Source organism: Velocimicrobium porci, from assembly GCF_009696045.1.
Taxonomy (GTDB): Bacteria; Bacillota; Clostridia; order Lachnospirales; family Lachnospiraceae; genus Velocimicrobium; species Velocimicrobium porci.
Genome location: NZ_VUMT01000001.1, coordinates 65,203 through 87,237, shown reverse-complemented (window position 1 = coordinate 87,237; position 22,035 = coordinate 65,203). Strand labels below are relative to the sequence as shown.

General features: G+C 34.4%; 18 protein-coding genes and 1 riboswitch. Of the genes, 15 read left to right on the top strand and 3 right to left on the bottom strand.

The window, feature by feature from the left end; all coding sequences use genetic code 11:
- Positions 1–115 precede the first annotated feature (115 nt).
- Positions 116–628, bottom strand: a complete 513-nt coding sequence (locus FYJ58_RS00365) for a flavin reductase (protein ID WP_154515553.1) — start codon at positions 626–628, stop codon at positions 116–118.
- 210 nt (positions 629–838) lie between these two features.
- Here FYJ58_RS00365 and FYJ58_RS00360 point away from each other — a divergent pair, with 210 nt between their 5' ends.
- The 6 genes from FYJ58_RS00360 to FYJ58_RS00335 all read left to right on the top strand — a co-directional run bounded on the left by FYJ58_RS00360 (position 839) and on the right by FYJ58_RS00335 (position 10,232).
- The gene (locus tag FYJ58_RS00360) at positions 839–2,335 is read left to right on the top strand and encodes an MFS transporter (RefSeq protein ID WP_328597761.1); all 1,497 of its coding nucleotides are present in this window, start codon (positions 839–841) and stop codon (positions 2,333–2,335) included.
- A gap of 218 nt (positions 2,336–2,553) precedes the next feature.
- Positions 2,554–3,192 (top strand): YesL family protein, encoded by a 639-nt coding sequence (locus tag FYJ58_RS00355; protein ID WP_154515547.1) that lies wholly within the window; start codon positions 2,554–2,556, stop codon positions 3,190–3,192.
- Positions 3,193–3,202: 10 nt separating this feature from the next.
- Positions 3,203–5,953 carry a 1,4-alpha-glucan branching protein GlgB gene (gene glgB / locus FYJ58_RS00350; protein ID WP_154515544.1) on the top strand — a complete coding sequence of 917 codons (2,751 nt, stop codon included), beginning with the start codon at positions 3,203–3,205 and terminating at the stop codon, positions 5,951–5,953.
- A gap of 36 nt (positions 5,954–5,989) precedes the next feature.
- On the top strand, positions 5,990–6,886 hold the full coding sequence (locus FYJ58_RS00345; RefSeq protein WP_154515541.1) for a mechanosensitive ion channel family protein: 897 nt from the start codon (positions 5,990–5,992) through the stop codon (positions 6,884–6,886).
- A gap of 219 nt (positions 6,887–7,105) precedes the next feature.
- Entirely contained in the window at positions 7,106–9,217 is a 2,112-nt protein-coding gene (locus FYJ58_RS00340) for a glutamine synthetase III family protein (RefSeq protein ID WP_154515538.1), read from the top strand.
- A gap of 118 nt (positions 9,218–9,335) precedes the next feature.
- Positions 9,336–10,232, top strand: coding sequence for a DegV family protein (locus tag FYJ58_RS00335; protein ID WP_154515535.1), 897 nt, complete (start codon positions 9,336–9,338; stop codon positions 10,230–10,232).
- Between the two features lie 78 nt (positions 10,233–10,310).
- On the opposite strand, the gene FYJ58_RS00330 is transcribed toward FYJ58_RS00335, so the two are convergent.
- Positions 10,311–11,213: an AraC family transcriptional regulator gene (locus FYJ58_RS00330; protein ID WP_154515532.1), complete on the bottom strand. Its 903-nt coding sequence runs from the start codon at positions 11,211–11,213 to the stop codon at positions 10,311–10,313.
- Positions 11,214–11,427: 214 nt separating this feature from the next.
- On the opposite strand from FYJ58_RS00330, the gene FYJ58_RS00325 reads away from it, so the two are divergent.
- The gene (locus FYJ58_RS00325) at positions 11,428–12,354 is read left to right on the top strand and encodes a nucleotidyltransferase family protein (protein ID WP_154516247.1); all 927 of its coding nucleotides are present in this window, start codon (positions 11,428–11,430) and stop codon (positions 12,352–12,354) included.
- Between the two features lie 53 nt (positions 12,355–12,407).
- The gene (locus FYJ58_RS00320) at positions 12,408–13,520 is read left to right on the top strand and encodes a phosphotransferase enzyme family protein (protein WP_154515529.1); all 1,113 of its coding nucleotides are present in this window, start codon (positions 12,408–12,410) and stop codon (positions 13,518–13,520) included.
- Between the two features lie 77 nt (positions 13,521–13,597).
- Here the strand turns inward: FYJ58_RS00320 and FYJ58_RS00315 are convergent, their stop codons facing one another.
- The gene (locus FYJ58_RS00315; protein WP_154515526.1) at positions 13,598–14,437 is read right to left on the bottom strand and encodes an AraC family transcriptional regulator; all 840 of its coding nucleotides are present in this window, start codon (positions 14,435–14,437) and stop codon (positions 13,598–13,600) included.
- 326 nt (positions 14,438–14,763) lie between these two features.
- Between FYJ58_RS00315 and gnpA the strand changes: the two genes are divergently transcribed.
- The 7 genes from gnpA to guaD all read left to right on the top strand — a co-directional run bounded on the left by gnpA (position 14,764) and on the right by guaD (position 22,025).
- A complete protein-coding gene (gene gnpA, locus FYJ58_RS00310) occupies positions 14,764–16,917 on the top strand; it encodes a 1,3-beta-galactosyl-N-acetylhexosamine phosphorylase (protein WP_154515523.1) in 2,154 nt (717 codons plus the stop codon).
- Positions 16,918–17,090: 173 nt separating this feature from the next.
- Positions 17,091–17,495 (top strand): hypothetical protein, encoded by a 405-nt coding sequence (locus tag FYJ58_RS15115; RefSeq protein ID WP_328597760.1) that lies wholly within the window; start codon positions 17,091–17,093, stop codon positions 17,493–17,495.
- Positions 17,496–18,461 carry a carbohydrate ABC transporter substrate-binding protein gene (locus FYJ58_RS00305; RefSeq protein WP_328597759.1) on the top strand — a complete coding sequence of 322 codons (966 nt, stop codon included), beginning with the start codon at positions 17,496–17,498 and terminating at the stop codon, positions 18,459–18,461.
- 72 nt (positions 18,462–18,533) lie between these two features.
- Positions 18,534–19,427 carry a carbohydrate ABC transporter permease gene (locus tag FYJ58_RS00300; RefSeq protein WP_154515520.1) on the top strand — a complete coding sequence of 298 codons (894 nt, stop codon included), beginning with the start codon at positions 18,534–18,536 and terminating at the stop codon, positions 19,425–19,427.
- Between the two features lie 12 nt (positions 19,428–19,439).
- On the top strand, positions 19,440–20,312 hold the full coding sequence (locus FYJ58_RS00295) for a carbohydrate ABC transporter permease (protein ID WP_154515517.1): 873 nt from the start codon (positions 19,440–19,442) through the stop codon (positions 20,310–20,312).
- A 27-nt stretch (positions 20,313–20,339) separates the two neighbouring features.
- Positions 20,340–20,516: a DUF6903 family protein gene (locus tag FYJ58_RS00290; RefSeq protein ID WP_154515514.1), complete on the top strand. Its 177-nt coding sequence runs from the start codon at positions 20,340–20,342 to the stop codon at positions 20,514–20,516.
- A gap of 71 nt (positions 20,517–20,587) precedes the next feature.
- Positions 20,588–20,684, top strand: a riboswitch (purine riboswitch).
- Positions 20,685–20,759: 75 nt separating this feature from the next.
- Positions 20,760–22,025 carry a guanine deaminase gene (guaD, locus tag FYJ58_RS00285; RefSeq protein WP_154515511.1) on the top strand — a complete coding sequence of 422 codons (1,266 nt, stop codon included), beginning with the start codon at positions 20,760–20,762 and terminating at the stop codon, positions 22,023–22,025.
- Positions 22,026–22,035: the final 10 nt, after the last annotated feature.

The window sequence follows — 22,035 nt, the reverse complement described above, 5'->3', positions numbered from 1 at the left end:
TTGCTTTATAGGAAACTTCGTCTCCTATAAAGCAAAAACGCTCCACTTTGTTCTTTAAAAACAGGAAACGGACTCCGAAGAGTCCGCAATCAGTGTTATAATGATTAACTGACAATCATCTTGCTAAAATTTTTACAATTTCGCCGATATATAAGTTATGGTAATCTTTGTCCTTATACCATGCTTCATCAATTGTAGGGTCGATAAAGCTTTCTTGTGTTATTGGCTGTTTACACATTTTTTTACATACGAGGACCATAGACGCTTCGTCAATGAAAGGAATTCCATCATAATGATTTACATGAAAATGAACATTTCCAATCTTATCCTCATCTCTTCCGGAAACAGAACCCATATATTTTAACGCGATTCTGTTATCTTTACTGTCTTGGAAAAAGGAAAGGGAAAAGGTATCCGAATTATCAATAAATTCTTTTGTATAACGACTGTCACGAACAACAATGAAGGCAACATTTTTGCCCCACATCACGCCGATACCACCCCATGATGCAGTCATTGCGTTTGCCTTCTTGTCTTTTTCGGCAGTTATTAACATCCAGTCTTTTCCAATTTTTTGAAATGGGTTAAAATCGAATAAGTCGGCTGGTATTGGTTGAAATGTATGCATAGTATGACCTCCTAATTCTAATCTTTTCATTAAGTATAGTAAAATATTAAGAAATTTTCAATAGAAAAATAAGATGACATCGGAAGAAAGTGTAGTATAATTTTTATAGAAGATAAGAAAAAAAGATTACTTATTTTTCAATATTGAAAATCCATTAAAAATGATTACTTGTTCTATTTAGTTTATTCATATGAAAGGAAAAGAATGACTGTGAATCGAAAGGAAAAGGAAGAAATAAAAGAAATTACATACAATAATACAAGCTTATGGCAGATGTGTTTATTTTCGCTTAACAATGCTGCATTGAATCTTTATCTTGCAATGATGTTGTATGTATCATATTATGCGAACAGTATTGCGGGATTTGGAGTTGTTCTGGTATCCATGCTTATGACTGCTATGGAAGTTTTTGATGGAATCACAGATCCGATTGCAGGTTTTTTGCTTGATTCTCTAGAAGGAAGGTTTGGAAAATTCAGACCGTTTATGTTGGTTGGAAATTTATTAATGAGTGTCAGTTGTTTTCTGATGTTTTTTACAACTCATCATGTGAATGTAGAGTTTCGGCTTCTATACTTTATTTTTTTATATGCAATTTTTATTGTAGGTTTTACCTTGCAGACTGTTGTTGGAAAATCAGGTCAGACAGTTCTGACTGATAATCCGGCGCAAAGACCAATATCAACTTATTTTGATTCTTTATTTATTATGGCTTCTTATGGGGGGACAGCATTATATGTTTCTAACTATCTTGTTCCAAAATATAATGGGTTTACGAATGAAAAAATATATCAGGTATTGGCAGTTACTGTAATTATCCTGGCATTTATTTGTACGGTTCTTGCAATAATTGGAATTTGGAATAAGGACAGGAAAGAATACTTCGGAGACAGCAGTAAGAAAAAGCAAAAGATTTTTATAAAAGATTATTGGGAAATTATTCGATGTAACCGACCAATTCGAATGTTGATTATTGCAGCCTGTACGGATAAATTTGCCGCAACGGTATATAGCCATGCAGCAGTTGGAGTGATGTTGTTTGGAATTATGATGCAGGATTATTCCATTGCAGGTTTGATTGGATTAGTTACAGCATTGCCGACTTTAGTTATTGTGACATTGGGAATTAAGGTGGCTCAGAAATTTGGACAAAAACATGCACTGGTTCTTTTTACAAATTTGGCAATTTTATTTCAAATCATGATGGCGATTTTGCTGGCAGTTGGAAATGTTAATCAGATTCATTTCAGTTTTCATCATATGAATGGAATAACAGTAGCATTTTTTATTATTTTTGTTTTATTAAATGGAAGTAAATCAATTACCAATAATATGGTTGTTCCGATGATAGCAGATTGTTCGGATTATGAAATTTATCGAAGTGGAAAGTATGTGCCGGGGCTGATGGGTGCAATGTTTTCTTTTATTGATAAAATATTTACAGCACTTGGAACAGCGTTTGTTGGATTGGTATTGATTCTCATTGGATACGGAAAAAGACTTCCTCAAATTTCAGATCCTCTTACTGGAAAAGTAAAATGGATTACTATTTTTTTGTATTGTATCATTCCGATTTTGGGCTGGGTTTGTTCAATTATAGCATTAAAGTTTTATAAACTGGATAAGGCGACGATGACTAAAATACAGGTGGAAAAAGCTCATAGAAAGAAAACTCATAGGCTTAAAAGACGAAAACAAGTGCCATAGTTCTGTCTTGATCTTATTGCAAATCATTTTAGTTTCAATAATTGAAAAAAATTGCATGGTTCCTGTTAACTGAAAAGAGATTAAATAAAAAATGTAAGATTTTATTTTGTTCTGCATAAAAATTATGGTATACTATTTATAAATGTACAGAATGTTTTTTCAAATATGGAAAAAATTATTTATTGCATGAATAAAATAAAGAAACGAAGGGGAAAAGAATGAATAATCTATTTAATCTTGACAGTGGAGTAATGGGAGCACTTTCGAAACTTGCTGATATTGCAATTGTAAGTGTTTTATGGCTTGTTTTTTCTTTACCGATTGTTACAATTGGTGCTTCTACTACGGCACTCTATTATACTTGTGTGAAAGTAATTCGAAGAGGAAGAAGCTATGTATGGCAGTCGTTCTGGAAATCTTTTAAAGAAAACTTTGGAGAAGCTACTATATTGTGGTTGTTTATTCTCGGTTTCTCATCTGTTTTAGGACTAAATATCCATTTTACATTACAAATGACAGGAACATTCGGCGGAATTTTAAGAGGAGTGTATTTTTTAATGGGAATATTGCTTATAATAGCAACAATATATATATTTCCTGTATTATCCCGTTTTTCGATGAATAAGAGTTCTATTATAAAAATGGCATTTCTACTGTCAATTAAACATCTTCCATTTACATTACCGATGACAGTAATTGTAATTGGAATGGTTGTTTTGAATTATATAATTCCGGTTCTTATATTTGTTTCACCGGCAGTAACTATATTGCTATGTTCACTGCCAATGGAACGGATTTTAAAATTATATATAGAATCTTCTGAAGATGAAACAATTGATGAATGGTATTTAGAATAAGGAGGACATTATGGACGAAAAATTATATGAGTTAATGGATTGGGCAGAAATTGAAGCTGTTGTATATTCGGAGGAGGATAAGCCACAAGATATATTGGGAGCACATGTGACAGAGCAGGGAATTTTAATTCAATGCTTTTTTCCGGGAGCTGTTTCAGTACAGGTAAAAATGGAACGGACAGGTAAATTACATAAGATGGAAATGCAGGACGAAGCAGGTTTTTTTGCTGTTTTAATAAAAGGCAAAAGAATTCTTCCATACCATTACGTTGTAACATATGAAACAGGTGAAGAAATTAGCCGGTCTGATGTCTATACTTTTCCGGATTGTATTACCAAAAATGAAATAGAGAAATTTGAAAATGGCATTAATTATACAATTTATGAGAAACTGGGTGCACACCCAATGAAACTCAACGGAGTTGATGGTGTCTTATTTGCAGTATGGGCACCAAATGCGATTCGTGTCAGTGTAGTTGGGGATTTTAACAAGTGGGATGGAAGAATCTATCAGATGAAACGTTTATATGATTCTGGTGTATTTGAATTATTTATTCCCGGTGTTAAAAAAGGCATGATTTATAAATATGAAATCAAAACAAGAGGCGGACTTCCAATTTTAAAGGCAGATCCATATGAATATTATTCTGAGTTTCGTCCGGCAAATGCAAGTGTGGTATGGGATCTTGAGACATATAAGTGGGGAGATGAATCATGGCTGGAAAAAAGAAAAAAATCAGATATTAAAAAAGAGCCTATGTCGATTTATGAAGTACATTTGGGCTCATGGAAGAAACCGGAAGATTATATTGGCGATGAAGATAATGCATTTTACAGTTATCGTGAACTTGCACCAATGCTTGCTTCTTATGTTAAAAAGATGAACTATACACATATTGAGTTGATGCCGGTTATGGAGCATCCGTTTGATGGTTCCTGGGGATATCAGGTGACTGGTTATTATGCAGCTACTTCCCGATATGGAACGCCAGATGACTTTATGTATTTTATTGATTATATGCACAAAAAAGGAATTGGTGTTATTTTAGACTGGGTACCGGCTCATTTCCCAAGAGATGCATTTGCACTTGCTAATTTTGATGGCACTTGCCTTTACGAACATGAAGATCCAAGACAAGGCTCTCACCCTCACTGGGGTACGCTGATTTTTAATTATGGAAGACCGGAAGTAGCTAATTTTTTAATTGCGAATGCACTGTTTTGGGTAGAAAAATATCATGCAGATGGAATTCGTATGGATGCGGTTGCTTCTATGCTTTATTTGGACTATGGAAAAGAAGATGGAGAGTGGATTCCAAATATTTATGGAGGAAAAGAAAACTTAGAGGCAATTGAAGTATTAAAACATTTGAATTCTGTTTTTAAAAAGCGACAGGATGGAGCGATTATAATTGCAGAAGAATCGACAGCATGGCCTATGGTAACTGGAGAAGTAGAAGAAGGAAGTCTTGGTTTTGACCTGAAGTGGAATATGGGATGGATGAATGATATCCTTAGATATATGAAATTAGACCCATTATTCCGAAGCGGTAATCAAAATTTAATTACATTTAGTATGATGTATGCTTATAGTGAAAATTTCTTGCTGGTATTATCCCACGATGAAGTTGTTCATGGAAAAGCTTCTTTAATTGGAAAAATGCCGGGAGATATTGAACTAAAATTTGCTAACTTGAGAGCATTATATGGCTTTATGATGACTCATCCGGGGAAAAAGCTATTATTTATGGGACAGGAGTTTGCACAATTTTCGGAATGGAGCGAAAAGAAAGGGCTGGATTGGTTTTTGTTGGATGAATATGAGAGCCATCGCAAAATGCAAAAATATGTAAGTGCTTTGAATCGCCTTTATCAGGATTATAGTGCATTATACGAGCTGGATTATGAACCGGACGGGTTCGAATGGATTGATTGTAGTGATTCGGAACAAAGTATTGTTACATTTTTAAGAAAAACAAACAAAAAAGAAGAAACGTTATTAGTTATTTGTAACTTTACACCTGTTGTTCGGGAAGATTACAGAGTAGGAGTTCCATTTAAGGGAAAATATAAAGAAACATTTAATAGTGATCGAGTAGAATTTGGCGGACAGGGACATTATAATCCTAGATTAAAATATTCGAAGGCAATTCCATATCATGGTCGAAAGGAATCAATTGCGGTTACAGTACCTCCACTTGGTATAACCGTATTTACCTGTACTCCGGTAGAAGAAAAGAAGACAGAGAAAAAGAAAGCGGGAAAGACGAAGTCAGCGGCTAATAAAATAACAGGTAAAAGAAATACAAAATCAAAGCAAACGGAGAAAGGATCTGAAAGTAAAGAAAAACCGGTAGAACGTCTTGAAACAAAAGTGAAAAAGGTGGAGCAAATTGAAAGTAAGAAAAAACCGGTAGAACGTCTTGAAACAAAAGCGAAAAAGGCGGAGCAAATCGAAAGTAAGAAAAAACCGGTAGAACGCCTTGAAACAAAAGCGAAAAAGGCGGAGCAAATTGAAAGTAAGGAAAAACCGGTAGAACGTCTTGAAACAAAAGCAAAAAAGGCGGAGCAAATCGAAAGCAAGGAAAAACCGGTAGAACGTCTTGAAACAAAAGCAAAAAAGGCGGAGCAAATCGAAAGTAAGGAAAAACCAGAGAAAAAAGTAAAAACTAGAAAAGCTACAGAGAAAAAGAATAAAGAAGAAACGTCAAGTAAAAAAGAGCCTACAAAACGGACAAAAACAAAGAAGGCAGAGCAATAGATAAAGGAAATTTAGAAGACAAAAGGAGAATAATATATGAATCTTTTATTCGGATTTTTGGCTACGAGTGGTACGTCAAACGAGATTACGACGAAAGAAGCGATTACATGGATAGAAAAGTTAATTCCAGCGTTAATCACACTTGGTAAAAATTTAGTTTTTGCTTTAATTTTTATTGTAATAGCTCGCCGATTAATCCGCTGGTTAAAAAAAATATTGGATCGTTCGTTTAAACGTTCCAGTCTGGATGAGGGAGTCTCAAAGTTTTTATTATCATTAATCAGTGTGTCGCTGAATATTTTAATGGTTATTGTTGCAATAAATATTATTGGAATTGCGACGGGTTCTCTGGTTGCCCTATTAGGTTCTGCAGGTCTTACTCTTGGATTAGCTCTTCAGGGAAGTCTGCAAAATTTTGCCGGTGGTGTGTTGATTTTAATTATGAAACCATTCCGAATTGGTGATTATATTATTGCAGGTGCAGATGAAGGAACCGTTACCGGAATTGATATTTTTTATACGAAATTATTAACCATTGATAATCGTAAGATTGTAATTCCAAATGGAGGCTTATCAAACCAAAGCATTATAAATGTAACAAATGAGGAAAACAGAAGGCTTGACTTATCAATACCCATTGAATATTCAGCGAATATAAAACAGGTAAAGGAATTATTATTTGCAATTATTATGCAATACGATAGTGTTTTAAAAGAACAGCCGATAGATGTTTTTGTGAGTGAATTTGCGGATAGTGCAATTTTAATTGGTGTACGTATGTGGACAAAAAAAGAAGATTATTGGCAATTGAAATGGGCGTTATTAGAAGAGATTAAAGAACGATTTGATGAAAATCATATTTCAATTCCATTTAATCAATTGGATGTTACAATACGGACAGATTTGTCTGGAAGTTCAAATCTAATAAAATAAAAAAGAGATGGTTGTCTGAGCAATTTGAAAAATATTAAAAAAGTCTTTGCCTTTTGAACAAAAAAGTGGTATTTTATTTTTATATGGGGTGTTCTCAGGGAATTGAGGGCACCTTTTTCTCTTTTTTTAAGGAGAATACAACAGGATATAATTTCATAGTATTTTTTTAGAAAAAGCGAAATTATGATAAGACAACGAATAAGCGGAAGGAAGGTAATTATGAAACAGAGTGTAATTGAAGAAATTTTTGCAATGGATGTATTTAATGATGCTGCAATGAAAGAACACTTACCAAAGCCAGTGTATAAGAAGTTAAAGGAAACAATAGAAAAAGATGTTGAACTGGATCCGGAAATCGCCAGTGCAGTTGCTCATGCAATGAAAGAATGGGCTTTGGAACGTGGAGCAACGCATTACACCCATTGGTTCCAGCCTATGACTGGGATAACAGCAGAGAAGCATGACTCCTTTATTGCTCCAACAGGAGATGGCGGAGTTATTATGGAATTCTCAGGAAAAGAGCTTGTAAAGGGTGAACCAGATGCTTCTTCCTTCCCATCAGGTGGTCTGCGTGCTACTTTTGAGGCAAGGGGGTATACTGCATGGGACTGTACTTCACCGGCTTTTTTAAAGGAAGATGCGGCAGGAGTTACATTATGTATTCCGACAGCATTTTGTGCTTATACCGGTGAAGCTTTGGATAAAAAAACACCACTGCTTCGTTCTATGGAAGCTGTAAGTGACCAAGCTGTAAGAATTTTGAAATTATTCGGTCATGATGAGGTGGATACGGTATCTTGTTCTGTTGGCGCAGAACAGGAATATTTTTTGGTAGACAGAGAAAAGTATTTAAAACGAGAAGACTTAATTTTTACCGGACGTACTTTATTTGGTGCAATGCCTCCAAAAGGACAGGAGTTAGATGACCATTATTTTGGATCAATCAAAGAGCGGGTTGCTTCCTTTATGAAAGAATTAAACGAGGAGTGTTGGAAGCTTGGTATATTAGCTAAAACCCAGCATAATGAAGTTGCACCTGCACAACATGAGCTGGCACCGATTTTTTCTACTGCTAATATTGCGACTGACCACAATCAGCTTATAATGGAGCTGATGAAAAAAGTTGCAAAACGTCATGGTTTAGAATGTTTACTTCATGAAAAACCATTTGACGGGGTAAATGGTTCAGGAAAACATGATAACTGGTCACTTGTAACCGATACAGGAAAGAATTTACTAGATCCGGGTAAGACACCACATGAAAATGTACAGTTCTTATTATTTTTGGCAGCAGTCATTCAGGCGGTTGATGAAAATGCTCCATTGCTTCGTATGTCAGCTTCCAATCCGGGAAATGACCATCGTCTTGGGGCAAATGAAGCACCTCCTGCAATTATTTCAATCTATTTGGGAGAGCAGTTAGAAGATGTTATATCGCAGTTGGTAGAAACAGGAGAAGCAAAATCAAGTAAACAGGGTGGACGATTAAAAACGGGTGTACATACGTTACCGGATTTAAACAAAGATGCAACTGATCGCAATCGTACTTCCCCATTTGCATTTACAGGAAATAAATTTGAATTTCGTATGGTAGCTTCTTCTATGTCAGTTGCAGGACCAAATACAGTGTTAAATACAATTGTTGCTGAAGTATTGTCGAATATGGCGGATGAATTAGAGAAAGCAGATGATTTTGATATTGCAGTACATGACTTAATTAAGAAAACTTTATCAGAGCATCAAAGAATTATATTCAATGGAAATGGTTATTCTGATGCATGGATTGAGGAGGCAGAGCGGAGAGGTCTTCCAAATATTCGTACAATGGTTGATGCAATTCCTTCCTTGACAGATGAGAAGACAATTGCCATTTTTGAAAAACATCACGTATTATCAAAGGCAGAGTTACAGTCAAGAGCAGAGATTCATTATGAAGCCTATGCAAAAGCGATTAATATTGAGGCAAAGACAATGATTGACATGGTAAGCAAACAGTATATTCCGGCTGTAATTAGTTTTATAACCAAAGTTGCAACATCAATTAATCAAGTAAAAATGGCATGTGCAGAAGCAGATACATCGGTACAGGAAGAACTTTTGAAAAAGTGTTCAAACTTATTAACAGATGCCAAGAAAGAATTAGAAGAATTAAAGATTAATACAAATAAGGCTGGCGAAAAAACAAACGGAAAAGAACAGGCGGAATTTTTCAAAGATGTTGTTGTCCCAATAATGGAACAGCTTCGTGCGGCAATTGATTATTTAGAAATGCTTGTCGGAAAAGAGGAATGGCCAGTTCCAACTTATGCAGATTTGCTATTTGAAGTGTAAAATAACGAAAGTTTTAGAAAATTTTAAGAATTGTTTATTGCAACAATGAGAAGTATATGTTATTTTACTATATAACAAACAAGTAGTAATCAATACTAGGTAAGAAGTGGTGAATGTGATGGAATATGAAATTGTAAGTGATGGTTCATGTGATTTAGCACCAGATGTAACAAAAGAAAAAGGGATAAAAGTAGTTCCGTTTTATGTAACATTTGATGGAATGAATTATAAGAAAGAGATGGAAGAGATTGGGGTACGGGAATTTTATCAACAAATGGTTGATAAAAAGAATATATTTCCAAAATCTTCCCTTCCATCGGTGGGTGATTATATTTCAATCTTTACGGAAATTGTAAAACAAGGGAAAGCCGTTTTATGTATTTGTATTACGACAAAATTCAGTGGTTCTTATAATTCTGCCTGCAACGCGAAAGAAGCAGTATTGGAAGAGTATCCGGAAGCAGTAATTACAGTTATTGACTCTCAAATCAATACGGTGCTACAAGGATTATTTGTTCTGGAAGCTGTCAAGCTAAAAGAAGCAGGAGTTCCTTATGAGCAAGCGATTGAACGGCTGGAGCAGATTAAGGAAACAGGACGTATCTTTTTTACAATTGGTTCAATTGATTATTTAAAAGCAGGCGGTCGAATTGGAAAGTTAATGGGACTTGCCGGAAGCACGTTAGGAATCAAACCGCTGATTGAATTGAAAGAAGGAGAAATTTTCCCATTTGGTATTACGAGAAGCCGCGAAAAGTCAAAAAAGAAAGTAATTGAGCAGGCAAAACAGCATTTTGATAAAATAAAGGACAGTCCTGATCATTATAGTATTTGTGTTGGATATGGATATGATTATGACGAAGCAGTAAGGTTTCGCGATGAACTGTTAGAATCAATGAAGGATTATTCTAATATTGAAGAAATTCCGATTTTTCAGATTGGTGCTACGATTGGAGTACATACGGGACCGTATCCGATTGGATTGGCGCTTATCAGAAAAGGGGATATGGGATGACTTCGAGATACGCAAGAGAGGGGCTGTGGCTGGCAGGAAAAAGTCAGTCACAGTCCCTCCTTCCTTTACTCCCCTTTACTATTTTGGAGAAGGATGTTCTGACAGTCCTTTTACGGAGGCTGAATATTCGGAAGGTGACATGCCAGTTATTTTTTTAAATTGACGAGAGAAGTAATGGACAGAGGAATAACCCAATTGATTTGCAATTTCTGTGAAATTGTAAATATTATTTCGGATTAATTGTTTTGCGGTGTCTATTTTCATTTTAGAAAAATGTTCAATTACACCTTCCTGTGTCTGTTCTTGAAATATTTTTTGTAATTGAGAACGGCTTATTAAATTGTCTTTTGCAATCTGGTCAATTGATAAGTGACAGGATAAGTTTTTATTTAGATAGAGGTTAATTTGTTTATATAGTTCTAAATTGCTTTTTTTCTTTAACTGTAGTGCTGGTTCTGGTACTATCTTTTTTTCTTTTTCACGTCGTATTAGATAGATTAAAAAGGCTTCAAGGTTCATTTTGATGAGCTGTTCGCTTCCGAAGATGGAAGCATTGTTTCTAGTTAAGTGTTCAACATATGGGTTGTCAAATGGAGGCATAAATGAATTTTTTGCCTCTAATATAATATTTGCTAAAAAATTTCGTTCGTTTTCGGTAATTTTAAATCGTTTCTTTTTAAAAAAATCCATTGCTTTTGAAGTACATTCGAAGGAAATAACAACTAAGTTTGGCGCAATATGTCCGTTTGCTTTTACGTTATGAAATTCGTTTGGTTCATGGAAGATTATTTCGTCTTTTTTTAAAGTATAGGTGCTTTTGTCGGCAGTAACATTTATTTCACCTTTGTCAACGTATAGGAATTCCCAAAAATCATGAGATTCTCCATAAAAACTAAAATTACTCATGTATTCGAAGTAGTGAATTGTCACAATTTTATTGATGTCAATAACTTTATTGAGAAGAACGCTTTCATATGCCATCTTTTTTCCCTCCTGTACAAATCATATTGTTTTTTTATCATAACATAAAAGTATACAAATGTGCAAAGATACCATGAAAATGTACAAAGACTTTTATGAAAAAGAAGATATAATGAAATTATAATCGTATTGTTCGAATAGAACGAAAAGGAAAGGAAAAATGCAGCTGTCCTTTGTTTAATTTTTGATATTGGGGCAGTAGGGCATGGGTAGAATGATGAAGAAACCGGTGTTAGTGATTATGGCTGCAGGAATGGGAAGCCGTTATGGTGGCTTAAAACAGATTGATCCAATTGATGAGGAAGGACATATTATCATTGATTTTTCAATTTATGATGCAATTGAAGCAGGGTTTGATGAGCTTGTATTTATCATTAAACGGGAAGATGAAAGGGAGTTTCGGGAATGTATTGGGAATCGGATGGAAAAAATAATAAAGGTTAACTATGCGTATCAGGAATTGGATGTATTACCGGAGGGGTTTCATGTACCAGCTGGCAGAAAAAAGCCTTATGGAACAGGACATGCAATTCTTTGCTGTAAAGATGTGATTCATGGTCCATTTGCTGTTATTAATGCAGATGACTATTATGGAAAGCATGCTTATAAAATGATGTATGATTTTTTGTGCAGACAACAGGATGATGATAAATATCATTATGCTATGGTTGGCTATGTTTTAGAAAATACATTGACAGAACATGGCCATGTTGCAAGGGGAATATGTGAAGTCAGTGAGGATGGGTATTTACAGAATATTAATGAACGTACGAGAATTGAGATAATAGGGGATGAAGTGGCATATACGGAAGATGAAGGGAAAAGTTATACTCTGCTTTCAAAGGAAAGTACAGTGTCGATGAATCTGTGGGGATTTGGAGAGAGTATTTTGAGTGAATTGGAAAAGCAGTTTGTACCATTTTTAGAAGAAAATTTTCAAAAAAATCCTTTAAAATGTGAATATTTTTTACCTTCTGTCGTTGATAAATTACTAAAGGAACAGATTGCTACGGTTGAAGTTATGAAATCGTTTGACCGGTGGTATGGAGTAACATATCGGGAAGATAAGGAACAGGTTGTAGAGGCGATTAAAGGTTTGAAAGTATCAGGGCTGTATCCAAAGCGTTTGTGGGGAGAATAGCAAATGAGTGGAAAGAAGATTTAAAGGTATAAAAAAGTGGGTTAAGAAAATATATGGATGAAAGATGGGAAAAAATGAATCAGGAAGTAATAAAAAATTTTAAGGTAGATGGAAGTTTAATAGAGATGTATCCTTATGGAAGTGGGCATATCAATGACACTTATCAGTTTAGAATGAACCAAAATGGGATGGAAAAACGTTATATTTTGCAGAAGATGAACCATCATATTTTTAAAAAGCCAGAAGAATTGATGGAGAATATTGAGCGTGTGACAGCACATTTAAGAAAAAAAATAGAAGATTACGGAGGAAACCCGGAACGGGAGACGTTGAATTTAATTCCTTCTGTAAATGATAAAAGTTTTTATATTGATGAAAATGGGAATTCTTGGAGGGTATATAAATTTATTGAAGATGCGATTAGTTATGATTCTGTAGAAAAACCAGAGGATTTTTATGAAAGTGCAGTTGCATTTGGGAAATTTCAAAGACTTTTAGCTGATTTCCCGGCGGAAACATTGCATGAAACGATTGAGGGATTTCATGATACAAAAAAACGTTTTGAGGCTTTTAAAAAGGCAGTTAAAGAAGATAAAATGAAACGGGTTAAGTTGGTTTCGGAAGAAATTGACTTTGTTTTAAAACATCAAAAGACGGCATGTGTATTAGGAGATATGTTAGAAAATGGAGAATTGCCAGTTCGTGTTACTCACAATGATACAAAATTGAATAATATTATGATTGATAAAAAAACGAGAAAGGGCATTTGCATTATTGATTTAGATACAGTAATGCCCGGACTAGCTATTAATGACTTTGGGGACTCCATTCGGTTTGGAGCCAGTACAGGGGCGGAAGATGAAACAGACCTTAGTAAAATATCGTGTGATGTGGAATTGTTTCGCTTGTATGTAAAAGGTTTCATCGAAGGATGTGCAGGGAGTCTTACAGAAAAAGAGATTGAAATGCTTCCGATGGGAGCAAAGGTTATGACCTTTGAATGTGGTATGAGGTTTTTAACGGATTATTTGGAAGGAGATGTCTACTTTAAAATTCATAGAGAAAATCAGAACTTAGATCGTTGTAGAACACAATTTAAGTTAGTACAGGACATGGAAGAAAAGTGGGAAGTGTTACAGAGTATTGTAACTGAATATCAAAAATAGGGTAGAAATCAATTGTCTTTTATTAAAGACTTGCTGCAAAATGGTGGATTTTCATTATTTTACAGCAAGTTTTTTGGCTATTTTCTTTTAATATTATATTTCTGCCGATAACCTTTCGGAGTTGTGCCAGTATATTTTTTGAAGGATTGTGAAAAATAATTCGAAGAAGAAAATCCGGTTACATGAGCAATTTGTGTAATACTAAAGTCTGAATTTTTTAGTAGTTCTTTACTATGTAAAATTCTTCGTTCTAATAAATAATTAATTGGTGAAATTCCATATGCTTTGGAGAATATGTGAGTTAAATAAAATTTATTCAGGTGTGAAACATTCGTTAGTGTATCCAAAGTAATGGTTTCCTGATAATGTGTGTCAATGTATTCTTTTATTGCTTCACATTCTGTTGGAACATCTTTAGAAGAAGAAAAAGAGAATTCTTCTTCGGTAATACGCAGCATTTTTAATAAAAAAACCATAAAATAATGTTGGCAGATTTGCTCATAATTTTTCTTTTTTTGTTTTACCTCGGAGAGCATTGTCTGTAAAATAGGTAAAATTTCATTTCTATATTCTTCAAAGTTATAGGATTGAAAGCTTGTTGATGTTGGATTTTTAAATTCAAATCGTAAGTTATCAATTCCTAAAACAATATATGTCAATGCTTTTTCTGTTGAAGATTTTTCAGTATGCTTTACATTTGGGTTAATAATGATAAGTGAATCTTTTTGGATAGAGATTTCCTCGTTTTCTGTACAGAAGTATCCGTTTCCGTCAATAACATAAAATAATTCTGTAAAGCTATGAGAATGAAGCATACTAATCCAATCCTTCCCATAGGAAGCAGAAGAAATGTATAAAAGGCGCTCAATCGGAGATTGATTATAAATATTTGTTATTGAATATTGTACATGGGCCATTTTTGTCTTGTCCTTTTCTAATAAATGAAGTTATAGAGTCACATTCTGTAAAGAATCATAACATTATTTTTAAAGTAAAGCAACATTTGTAACAATTTATTGATGATAATTTTGTGTGTATTATACAACATGTCTGGTTTGGACAATACAAAACAAGATATATAACGTATTAGGCAATAAAATAGTTGAAATAAAGATTGGGGAAAATATATAATTAGGCAAAAGGTACAAATAAAATAAACTTTGGATAAAAAAAGTAGTAAAAATGCCAAAGTAATATTTGGAATTTTAGATGCTTTTGTTTTGTTAGAATAAGGAGGCAGGTTATGAGTCGTGGAAGAGTTACGATACCAACAGATGTTGATGTGGTAAAAGAAACAATTGAACTGGCAGAGCGTTGGGGAGCAGATGCAATTCGGGATTGTGATGGAACGGACTATCCGAAAGAATTAAAAAATATAGATGCAAAGGTGTATTCGACTTATTATACAACTAGAAAAGATAACGAATGGGCCAAAGAAAATCCCGACGAGATTCAACAAATGTATATTATGACTAATTTTTATAATGCAGATGCAAATGAATTATCTATTCATTTAATGGATCATTTATATCCGGATATGTTAAAAGTAAATGAGAGAGATGATATGAAAAGATGGTGGGAAGTAATTGACCGTACGACTGGAGAAATTGTTTGTACAGATGACTGGGAATATTGTAAGGAATCCGGCAATGTAACCATTCATAACACAACTTTATTTCATGATTATACGGTTAGTTTTTTAGCATATATTATGTGGGATCCTGTTCATATGTATAATGCAGTAACAAATGGCTGGAAGGATGTAGAGCACCAAATTACTTTTGATGTCCGCCAGCCAAAAACGCATGAATTTTCTATGAAAAGACTTCGTAAATTTTTAGAAGAGAATCCGCATGTTAATGTAGTACGTTATACGACATTTTTTCACCAGTTTACTTTAATTTTTGATGAATTGGCAAGAGAAAAATATGTGGACTGGTATGGTTATTCGGCATCAGTCAGTCCTTATATACTAGAACAATTTGAAAAAGAAGTAGGATATAAGTTCCGACCGGAATATATTATTGATCAGGGATACATGAACAATACTTATCGGATTCCGTCAAAAGAATTTAAAGATTTTCAAGCATTTCAGAGAAGAGAAGTTGCTAAGCTTGCGAAGGAAATGGTTGATATAACTCATGAATATGGAAGAGAAGCGATGATGTTTCTTGGCGATCATTGGATTGGAACAGAGCCATTTATGGAAGAGTTTCAGGAAATTGGTTTGGATGCAGTTGTCGGAAGTGTTGGTAATGGTTCGACATTGCGTTTAATCAGTGATATTCCGGGCGTAAAATATACAGAGGGAAGATTTTTACCATACTTTTTCCCAGATACTTTTCATGAAACAGGAAATCCAGTAAAAGAGGCAAAAGAGAACTGGGTAACGGCAAGAAGAGCAATCCTTAGAAAGCCAATTGACCGAATCGGTTATGGTGGATATTTAAAATTAGCATTGCAGTTTCCTGAATTTATTGATTATGTGGAATCGGTATGTGATGAATTTCGATTACTATATGAAAATATGAAAGATACAACACCTTATTGCGTAAAGAAGGTAGCAGTTTTGAATTGCTGGGGAAAAATGCGGGCATGGGGAAACCATATGGTACATCATGCACTGTATTATAAACAAAATTATTCTTATGCAGGAATTATTGAGGCATTGAGTGGTGCACCATTTGATGTACAATTTATTAGTTTTGATGATATAAAAGAAAAAGAACATATTTTAGATGATATAGATGTTATTGTAAATGTCGGCGATGCGAATACAGCTTACAGTGGTGGTGAAAATTGGATTGATGAACAAATTGTTACAGCCATAAAGCGTTTTATCTATGAGGGAGGAGGATTTATTGGTGTTGGGGAACCAACAGCTTATCAATGGGAAGGTCGATTTTTTCAGCTTGCTAATGTCCTAGGGGTTGAAAAAGAAAATGGATTTAATTTAAATAAGGATAAATATAACTGGGATGAGCATGAACATTTTATAATAGAAGACTGTAAAGGTGAAATTAATTTTGGAGAAGGAAAGAAAAATATTTATGCCTTGGATGGAACTACGGTTGTAAAACAAATTAATAAAGAAGTTCAGCTGGCTGTCCATGAATTTGGAAAAGGACGGTGCGTATATATAAGTGGACTTCCATATAGCTTTGAAAATAGCAGAATTTTTTACAGAGCGGTGATATGGGCTTCTAATGATGAAGATAATTTGCATAAATGGTTTAGCACAAATTATAATATTGAAGTACATGCTTATGTAAAAAATGGGAAATATTGTGTTGTAAATAATACATATGAACCGCAAGAATCAACGATTTATCGTGGTGACGGAAGTAGTTTTCAGGTGGAAATGAAAGCAAATGAAATAATTTGGTATGAAATATAAATGGAAGAAAGAAAAAATATAGTGAATAATGCACTAAAATAAGAATAAAAATATGAAAAAAATATACAAAAAGCAACATAACTAAAACGAAAGACAAGATAATGATAGAAAAAGTGCAAAAAATAAAGTAATATTAAAACAACAAGATAAGGAAAGCAAGGAGGTATAAGTTTATGAAAAAAAAGCTATTTACTAAAGTTATAACAATTGGGGCGATTGCAGCTCTATCAGCTTCTTTATTAGCTGGTTGTGGCGGAAAGGAATCAAATAGTACAAGTGGCGATAATGCCAATAACGGAGATACGAAAAAGACAGAAGAACAGGTATTAAAAGTAGCAGCTTTTGAAGGTGGTTATGGAAGCGAGTTATGGACGGAGGTTGCAAAAGCATTTGAAGAGACTCATGATGGTGTTAAAGTTGAACTTCAGGTAGATAAGAAAATTGAGGATGTCATTACTCCGGCTATGAAAGCAGGAGATTACCCGGATGTCATTCATTGTGCAACTGGTCGTGATGCAGGTCTTACAGAAACAATAACAAAAGAGAAAGGGCTTACTTGTCTGGATGACGTTTTATAAATGACTGTTCCAGGTGAAGATGTGAAAGTAAAAGATAAAATGCTTCCTGGTTTTTTAGATACACTTGGAACGATGCCTTATAATGATGGAAAAACATATTATGCACCAATGTTTTACAGCCCATGTGGGTTATTCTATAATGCAGGTTTATTAAAGGAAAAAGGATGGGAAGTTCCTAAGACATGGGATGAAATGTGGGAATTAGGTGAAAAGGCAAAAAAAGAAGGTATTTCTTTATTCACATATCCTACAACCGGATACTTTGATGCATTTACTTATGCGTTGCTGGAATCTTCAGGCGGTTCGGATTTCTATAATGAATGTATGACATATAAGGATGGTATTTGGGAATCAGAAAATGCCACAGCAGTATTTGATACAATCGGAAAATTAGCAAAATATGTAGAGCCTACTACAGTAGGAAATGCAAATAATGAAAACTTCACAAAGAATCAACAGTTGATTTTAGATAATAAAGCAATCTTTTGCCCAAATGGTACATGGTTACCGGGTGAAATGAAAGCTGCACCAAGAGCAGATGGATTTGAATGGGGATTTACAGCAGTTCCGGCCATTTCCAAAGGTCAACAGCCATCTTCTTTCACATTCTTTGAACAGATGTGGATTCCGTCAGAAGGTACAAATCAAGATTTAGCAAAAGAATGGATTGCATTTATGTATTCTGATAAAGCAGCAGAAATTTTTGCTAAGTCGAATGCAATTCAGCCAATTACTGGAATTTCTGAAAAACTTACAGGCGATAATAAAATGTTCTATAGTGTATACGATAATGGTGCAGTTGCTGTAATGGGCGGCTTTGCTGCTACAAACCCAGTCGAAGGTGTTTCTATGAATGACACGTTATTTAAAACCGTTGACAGTATCGTAAGTGGTGATAAAACGGTAAAAGATTGGCAGGCATCTGTAGAAGAAGTAAGCGATAAGCTGAGAAAAGCAATGAATTAGTTAGGAGAAGGAGTTTAAGGGCATTTTAACAAATGTCCTTTTCTCTTCTAAAAAGAGGAAGGAGGAGTAGGAATGCGCCAAAGAAAAGGTCGAACTGCTTTTATTGCCATTTGCACATTGCCGGCTGTAATATTATTTATTGTATTTATGATAATTCCTACAATTAATGTATTTAAAATGTCTTTATACAAATGGGGCGGTTTTTCAAATAACAAAACATTTGTGGGACTTAATAACTTTAAATTGTTGTTTACTGATGAGAAATTTTACCGCTCATTTCAAAATTCAATTTTATTAATTGTTCTTGTAACAATTATAACAATGACTCTTTCTCTTATATTTGCAGCAATTTTATCAAGGGAAAAAGTAAAAGGACAGAATTTTTTTCGGATTATTTTTTATATTCCAAATATTTTATCCGTAGTTGTAATATCAGCGATATTTTCAGCTATTTATGATCCAAGTCAGGGTCTGTTAAATAGTATATTATCGATTTTTCGGGGAGCAGATGCCAAACCGATTCTCTGGCTTGGAAATCAACAGCTTGTTATTTACAGTTTAGTAATCGCTATGGTATGGCAGGCAATTGGATATTATATGGTAATGTATATGGCAAGTATGACAAGTGTTCCAGAAAGTCTGTATGAATCGGCCAATCTGGAAGGTTCTGGAAGGATCCATCAGTTCTTCCATATCACATTACCACTTATTTGGACCAATATTAGAACAACACTTACTTTCTTTATCATTAGTTCGATTAATTTAAGTTTCTTATTTGTAAAAGCAATGACTGGAGGAAAACCGGATGGGGCAAGTGAGGTTTTCTTAAGCTATATGTATGGGCAGGCCTATACGAATTCTTCTTATGGATACGGTATGGCGATTGGTGTAGTAGTATTTTTGTTTTCATTTAGTTTAGCCGGACTTATTAATTTTGTGACAAAGCGTGAAACGCTGGAATTTTAGGAGGAAAACAGTATGGATAGTAAAGGAAAAAATACAATTTATAAAGTGTTTATTTATGTTGTACTGTTGCTGCTTGCTGTTAGCATTATAGTTCCGGTTGGCTGGGTGTTTCTTGCTTCGATTAAAGAAAATTCGGAATTTTATGGGAATCCTTGGACACTTCCAAAAGGAGTGTATATTCAAAATTTTATTGATGCTTTCCAAGAAGCAAAAATGGGTGATTACTTATTGAATTCTGTACTGGTTACGGCAATTGCTTTAGTTATATTGCTTGTAGTCGCCCTTCCGGCAGCATATGTATTGGCACGATATCGCTTTAAAGGCAGTAAATTGTGTAACATTATGTTTATGGGTGGACTTTTTATCAATGTAAATTATATCGTTGTACCTATTTTTTTAATGTTTGTAGATGGCGATAAATTTTTGAGAAATATTTTTGGAACAGGATTTTTTCTCAATAATATATTTATTGTAGCATTAGTATATGCTTCTACGGCATTGCCGTTTACAATTTACCTTCTCTCCGGTTTTTTTGTATCCATACCAAAAGATTATGAGGAGGCTGCTTTTGTCGATGGAGCAGGATATTTTAAAACGATGTTTTCTATTATGATGCCTATGGCACGACCAAGTATTGTTACGGTCATTTTGTTTAATTTCTTATCATTTTGGAATGAATATATCATTGCAATGACATTGCTGACAGGGGAAACAAAGACGTTACCTGTAGGCTTAATGCAATTGATGCAGGCACAGCAGGCAGCAGCAAATTATGGGCGGTTATATGCAGGGCTTGTAATTGTAATGTTGCCGACATTGGTTTTATATATTTGTGTTCAGAAGAAGTTGACAGAGGGAATGAGTCTTGGTGGATTAAAAGGTTAAATATTTTGAACGTCGGAGGTGTTATAGATGGAAAATATGCAAAAATGGATTGTACGTATTATAGCAACAGTAGTTTTTGGCTTTTGTATTGCATTGATTGTAACAGGACAAAAAACAGTCGGTTTTCCATATCTTGTAAGAATGTTAATTGGTCTGTTTGGATTACTTTTATTGCTTTATTTTTATAACAAAAAGAACCAATAAGTAAGAAAAAAACATAAAAAGATTGACAGAAATAGGAAAATGTGATATAATTTGATAAATGAATAAAAGAGCTGACAGTTGATAAAGAAGCTTATATAGGTTTACAATTGGGTGGACGTATCTACCAACTACCGGAAATAGTTGACTATAAGTTTCTCTTCGGAGGAACATGGGTTATGTTTTCTGAGTAGTTGGTTTTTTTATATCATAAATTATAAAAAGATTGTGAGGCGATGATAATAAATGTTTGCATTGCACGGACATATTATCTATAGTGAATCAAAAGATAAGTTATGTATAAAAGAAAATGGATATGTTATATGTGAGGATGGAATTTCTCAGGGAGTTTATGACACACTTCCAGAACAGTATAAAAATATCACGGTAAAAGATTACGGAGATCGGTTGATTATTCCGGGGTTGGTTGATTTACATGTTCATGCTCCACAGTATTCGTTCCGTGGTTTGGGAATGGATATGGAGTTGTTGGATTGGTTAAATCAATATACGTTTCCAGAAGAAGCAAAATATAAGGAGCTTACTTATGCGGAGAAAGCTTATAAACAATTTGTGGAAGAATTACGGCATAGTCCTACAACGAGGGCTTGTATCTTTGCAACACTGCATACAGAAGCAACTTATCTTTTAATGGATTTATTGGAAGAAATGGGAATGAAAGCATATGTAGGAAAGGTAAATATGGATAGAAATTGTCCGGATTACTTAAGAGAAGATGATGTTTCCGAAGCAATTCGAGAAACAAAGGAATGGGTAGGCAACTCGATTAAAAAATATAAAAATGTATTGCCTATTATAACGCCAAGATTTATTCCAAGTTGTTCGGACTTGTTAATGAAGGGGCTTTCACAGCTTCAGAAAGAAACTGGATTGCCGGCACAATCTCATTTGTCAGAGAATCCATCAGAAATTAAATGGGTGCAGGAGCTTTGTCCGGATTCGACTTGTTATGGCGATGCTTACGACCGCAGAGGGCTGTTTGGCTTATATGGAAAAACAGTTATGGCACATTGTGTTTATTCAACAGAGGAAGAGATTGAGAAAATGAAAGAAAATGGAGTATATGTTGCTCATTGCCCTCAGTCAAATACAAACTTGTCGTCTGGAATTGCACCGGCAAAAAAATATTTAGAAAGAGATTTAAAAATCGGACTTGGAACCGATCTTGCTGGAGGACATTCGATTTCAATGTTTCGTGCTATGGCGGATGCGATACAAGTATCAAAACTTCGCTGGCGACTGTTAAATACAAAAGAAACACCACTTACAATAGAAGAAGCCTTTTTTATGGGTACAAAAGGCGGAGGCGAGTTTTTTGGAAAAGTTGGAAGTTTTGAAAAAGGATATGAGTTTGATGCAGTTGTTTTGGATGATACTAGTCTGCTTCATCCGCAGGAATTAACGGTTCGGTCTCGTTTAGAGCGAATGATATACTTGTCGGATGATAGAAATATTTATGCAAAATATATTGCAGGTTGTTGTATTGTATAATTTGTTATGC

Bases quoted from the DNA above. Each gene is read 5' to 3' on its own strand.
- FYJ58_RS00365 (WP_154515553.1), bottom strand. From the start codon at position 628: ATGCATACATTTCAACCAATACCAGCCGACTTATTCGATTTTAACCCA.
- FYJ58_RS00355 (WP_154515547.1), top strand. From the start codon at position 2,554: ATGAATAATCTATTTAATCTTGACAGTGGAGTAATGGGAGCACTTTCG.
- glgB (WP_154515544.1), top strand. From the start codon at position 3,203: ATGGACGAAAAATTATATGAGTTAATGGATTGGGCAGAAATTGAAGCT.
- FYJ58_RS00345 (WP_154515541.1), top strand. From the start codon at position 5,990: ATGAATCTTTTATTCGGATTTTTGGCTACGAGTGGTACGTCAAACGAG.
- FYJ58_RS00340 (WP_154515538.1), top strand. From the start codon at position 7,106: ATGAAACAGAGTGTAATTGAAGAAATTTTTGCAATGGATGTATTTAAT.
- FYJ58_RS00335 (WP_154515535.1), top strand. From the start codon at position 9,336: ATGGAATATGAAATTGTAAGTGATGGTTCATGTGATTTAGCACCAGAT.
- FYJ58_RS00330 (WP_154515532.1), bottom strand. From the start codon at position 11,213: ATGGCATATGAAAGCGTTCTTCTCAATAAAGTTATTGACATCAATAAA.
- FYJ58_RS00325 (WP_154516247.1), top strand. From the start codon at position 11,428: ATGATGAAGAAACCGGTGTTAGTGATTATGGCTGCAGGAATGGGAAGC.
- FYJ58_RS00320 (WP_154515529.1), top strand. From the start codon at position 12,408: ATGGATGAAAGATGGGAAAAAATGAATCAGGAAGTAATAAAAAATTTT.
- FYJ58_RS00315 (WP_154515526.1), bottom strand. From the start codon at position 14,437: ATGGCCCATGTACAATATTCAATAACAAATATTTATAATCAATCTCCG.
- gnpA (WP_154515523.1), top strand. From the start codon at position 14,764: ATGAGTCGTGGAAGAGTTACGATACCAACAGATGTTGATGTGGTAAAA.
- FYJ58_RS15115 (WP_328597760.1), top strand. From the start codon at position 17,091: ATGAAAAAAAAGCTATTTACTAAAGTTATAACAATTGGGGCGATTGCA.
- FYJ58_RS00305 (WP_328597759.1), top strand. From the start codon at position 17,496: ATGACTGTTCCAGGTGAAGATGTGAAAGTAAAAGATAAAATGCTTCCT.
- FYJ58_RS00300 (WP_154515520.1), top strand. From the start codon at position 18,534: ATGCGCCAAAGAAAAGGTCGAACTGCTTTTATTGCCATTTGCACATTG.
- FYJ58_RS00295 (WP_154515517.1), top strand. From the start codon at position 19,440: ATGGATAGTAAAGGAAAAAATACAATTTATAAAGTGTTTATTTATGTT.
- FYJ58_RS00290 (WP_154515514.1), top strand. From the start codon at position 20,340: ATGGAAAATATGCAAAAATGGATTGTACGTATTATAGCAACAGTAGTT.
- guaD (WP_154515511.1), top strand. From the start codon at position 20,760: ATGTTTGCATTGCACGGACATATTATCTATAGTGAATCAAAAGATAAG.